The organism is Bacillus sp. MYb56 (genome assembly GCF_002976445.1).
In the GTDB taxonomy this organism is placed as follows: Bacteria; Bacillota; Bacilli; order Bacillales; family Bacillaceae_G; genus Bacillus_A; species Bacillus_A mycoides.
Window position 1 is genome coordinate 1 of record NZ_PCOH01000095.1, and the last position, 4,480, is coordinate 4,480.

The 4,480-nt window shown below is 37.1% G+C and carries 2 protein-coding genes and 1 pseudogene; all 3 read right to left on the bottom strand.

Annotation, left to right across the window (positions count from 1 at the left end):
• Positions 1–149 precede the first annotated feature (149 nt).
• Positions 150–2,720 carry a VirD4-like conjugal transfer protein, CD1115 family gene (locus tag CQ058_RS30880; RefSeq protein ID WP_105590246.1) on the bottom strand — a complete coding sequence of 857 codons (2,571 nt, stop codon included), beginning with the start codon at positions 2,718–2,720 and terminating at the stop codon, positions 150–152.
• 18 nt (positions 2,721–2,738) lie between these two features.
• Positions 2,739–3,929 (bottom strand): hypothetical protein, encoded by a 1,191-nt coding sequence (locus tag CQ058_RS30885; protein WP_105590247.1) that lies wholly within the window; start codon positions 3,927–3,929, stop codon positions 2,739–2,741.
• A 15-nt stretch (positions 3,930–3,944) separates the two neighbouring features.
• A pseudogene (locus CQ058_RS30890) lies at positions 3,945–4,480 on the bottom strand (hypothetical protein); the annotation flags it as partial.

Here is a 4,480-nt window from a genome sequence, read left to right on the forward strand (position 1 = left end):
AGACCAAGAATGACCTCATTTTCTTCTGTTACAAACGGCGAGTAACTATCTAAAATCAATTGCATTTTATCCGTTATTGTCGGTACGCACATTCCCTCTTCCTCCTTTAGTTTGGATTCAAAAAAGCACTCAATCATTTGAGTGCTTTTCTAACTCGTCACTTGTTCTTTTTCTTCTAAATCACGTAAGATTCGATTAATCTTGTTTTCGACTGCTTGGTAAACACTTTTGTCGATGTGGTCATTGTGAGCTAACATTTGAAATTCACTGTAAAACTCGCCCATTTCTTGATTTTCAATTTCATCTATTGATTTGCCTAACTGTGCTAAAAAGAACTTATCAACCAGTTTCAAAACCGCTAAATCAGATTCGAAAAATTCATTAACCGTTTTTCCTTTCCAATTTTCAATGGAGAGGGAATCAAACGGGTTATCTTCCTGCTGAAACGCCTCTTCCGGAATCTCTTCATCAATTCCCATCATTGTTGGTTCTTCTACTGGCTGCGGTGTCTCTATTGGTGGCAAATCTTCTTGTTCTGGCTCTGATGGTTCTTTCTCAATTTGTTCTTCCTTTCTTTCTCCTAGAAAATCTACAATAAGTTTTTTCGGTTCTACATCATCATGTAAGGAGTCGATATCTATATCTAAAATAGATTTATCTGTATCGAACTCTACTCCCAAATACTCCCATCTATATTTTAAAGCTGTTTCTTCTGTATTATAAATTGGTCGTGGTCTAATTCGTTTCCGTTCATTATCTTGACGTTTTATCACACGAATAACGGCACTTTCCCCTTCTTTAAAACTCATTAATTCATTCGGTGTTAACAATGGTCGTTGATCTAGACCTTCGGTTTTATTTTTATCAGTAGAAAGACCTTTTCCACTTCGGGAAGGTAGGTTAATTGTCTTATTCCCCAGCTTTTTGGACACTTTTTCGGCTGTTTCTTGATCGTTTGTTAGAATGTAGATGGTGTTCCCGCAGTTTCCATCAATAGTATCTGCATCCTCACCATATTTATTTTTCAGTTGTGAATATGCTTGAATGATAAGATTAAAACGGATATTCCTTCCTAAACAAACCGTTGCTAACGTTGCCATTCCCTCTATGCTCGGCATGTTGCCAAATTCATCAAGTAAAAAAATCACTTCACGATGACACTCATTACCCCTTGCAAGGGATGCACCCTTAGCTAATATGAAGTAGAGCTGTCTTACGAAAATAGAAGCAATGACATGATTTGAAGTATCATAATCAGGTGTAATCATAAAAATTGCAATTGGTTTATCGAAATAATCCACTGTTATTACTTGTATATCTTCATTTTCTTCTATTACTTTAAATTCTGTATGACCCGTCTTTTCATCTATTTTCGTAATAGAAATAGATGCTTTCTTTTTCTTATTTTCCTTTTCATTACATTGAATGGTATCTCCAACTTTTATTACTTTCTTGAAATCTAATGCAAAACGTCCTTTAATATCTGCTTTAATAGACTCCTTTGAGCCATCTGGAAATACAATTTCTACTCGTTTTCTAGGTGTTACTTTTCCTTTTATCGTTTTTCCAAAACCTACACGTTTTAAATCTACACTATTTTTCGCTGTCATTTTTGCGATTTCATCAAATGTAAAAATAGAGAGTCCGTTCATTGTTTGGGTGAAAATCCCTCCTCGTGTCGTTCCTTTCGAGAAGTTTGAGGTTGCATATTGCATTTTCGCAACACTTTCCGCTGGTAAGCCTTCAAAGTATAAATCTAATGCATTTTGTGGATCAGCTTCCGGATCTACGATTACCTCTTTTGAACCAAGTTCTGATAACATATTTGCAACTGCATACATCGTGATTTTTTCTTCTGTACCTTCCGCAATGCATTTATCTGTAACTGCTAATATCATGGCATTACACAAGCTCATAGCGCACTGTTGCCAAAAAGGATCTTTGACAGTTGGGTTGTAATACAAAGTGTGAGAGAGTGTTTTACATAATGCCTGTGCCGTTGAATAATCCCCATCTTTATAGGCATCTTTGACAAGTTGCAACAAGTTATAACTCATAGAATCAAGTGGGTTTAACAAATTCAAGACTTCAATATGATACCCTCGTTTTTCCAAAGTTTCTTTTGAGGCACTAAATAGTTCGCCCTTGGGATCGTTCAGTATTAATGATGGTTTATGTTCCGCTCTAGAATAGACATCAATTGTAGGAAATACATAAGTTTCCCCTTTACCAGAGCGTGTTGTACCAATGATTAAATTGTTTACCGGGCTATCATCAATAAATACCTTGTCACCTAGTCGGGAGATAACAACACCACCGCCACCTTTAAATGATTCCTCTCGATCTGGTACAGCTCGGTATTGCTTTTTCAACTCTTCAACTGTTGTAAAACGACTAGATCCTTTCTGATGATTATTTAAGTTTTTAAAGGAAGATTTCAGCTTATACACCGTTCTTGCAATGGTTCCAATTACTACAAGGAAAACAAGCATGTAGTAAATCGGATGCTCTGCAATCGGCATTTGAAAAAGAAATCCTATCTCCATATGAAATGGTTTTGGGTGTAATAAATCACTAAATGTTGTTTCTATCAGCTCTAAAGATAAGCTGAGTAAAAAATTTGCGATTAAAAACATTCCAACAAACAAAAAAGTACTCAATGGAATGAGTACTTTTTTTTCAGCTAACTTATATTTAATTGAAATTTCATCCTTGTACATGGGTAAGCGAATCCCCCTTTAAACTGTTACATCTGATTTTGACTCTTGTTTATTTAACTCTGTTGGTTTCTCCGGTTCTGTTGGCTTCTCTGGATTTATTGGTTTCTCCGGCTCTGTTGGTTTCTCTGGATTCGTTGGTGGATCTACTGGTGGTTTCGGTTTCTCTGGATCCGTTGGCGGATCTACTGGCGGTTTCGGTTTCTCTGGATCCGTTGGCGGATCTACTGGTGGTTTCGGTTTCTCTGGATCCGTTGGTGGATCTACTGGTGGTTTCGGTTTCTCTGGATCCGTTGGTGGATCTACTGGCGGATCTACCGGCGGTTTCGGCTTTTCTGGATCCGTTGGTGGATCTACTGGCGGATCTACTGGTGGTTTCGGCTTTTCTGGATCCGTTGGTGGATCTACTGGCGGATCTACTGGCGGTTTCGGCTTTTCTGGATCCGTTGGTGGATCTACTGGCGGATCTACTGGCGGTTTCGGCTTTTCTGGATCCGTTGGTGGATCTACCGGCGGATCTACCGGCGGTTTTGGTTTCTCTGGTTCTGTTGGTGGATCTACTGGCGGTTTTGGTTTCTCTAGATCTGTTGGTTCCTCTGGTTCTGTTGGTTTCGGTTTTTCTGTCCCTGTATTTTCCGTATTACCATTCTCACCTTCCGGTGTAACTGGTGGATTCACAATTTCATCTAGCTTCTTCTCTGGTGGAAGAATATCTCCTATACTCGCTACTGAAGAATCAATATCTTGATTGCCAAACGCAAAATGGTCACCGTTCACAGTGACTTGTGGTTTATTATCTGTAATAGCTGCAATCACATTATCTTTTGTCGTATCTTGAAGTGTTTTATCTGTTGTTTCTTTATCAAAGAGCGCAAGAACACGAGAAGTGGTTTCATCTCCATTTTGAAGATTACTTACAATGGATTTATCCTTGAAATTAATCTTTGATTTATCAATCTCATCGAGTACATAAGCAACCTCATTATCTTTACTTTGAATTGCATTCTCTGTCATTGCTTCAAAATCTTGTTTGTTCAGATTTTCTTTCTTTTCCTCTGGCTTACTCTTATCTACTTTTTTTGTAATAGCTGACTTACTTTTTGAGGATTCCTTGCTTCCAAACCAACTGCACCCAGTAGTACCCAATATTAATGAACCACCAAGAAAAACAATTCCCATCTTTTTATACAGATTTTCATAATTTAATGGCATGTTATTTTTTCCCCCTTAGATGTCCTTTAGATCTTTATCAATTCTTTCAATCTTAGCTTTCTTTTCCTCTTCGCTTATCGTAGATTGTTGAACATCTCGCTTTTCTAATTCTTTCACCTCTTTCATCAAGCTTTTATTTCCTTGCGTTTTGGCAAAAGAATAACAATCTTCATATTTTTTTAGACTTACAAAAGCTTCAACAATGAGCTTTTCACGTCTACCATCCATATTGACTTTCCCTTTGAGCTTAATTACCTCTTCATATTTTTTATTAAGTGCTGCCTTTTCAAAGTCGATCACATCATTCTTGACATCAATCTCATTGATTTTATTCATGTTGTCTATCCCGATAAAATAAGCAACCACACTCTCTGCAAATTTTGGCTCATACTGTAGTGCCTTATTTGCCTTTCCATTTAATAAATAAGTAAATAAAACTGCCTTCTGATTATCTTTATCTAATTCTGTGTAATTAACCTTATCAAAGTATTTAACAGCTTCTCCATACTGTTGAATGGCTGCCTGTTGTAATCCTTTTACTACATATTGTT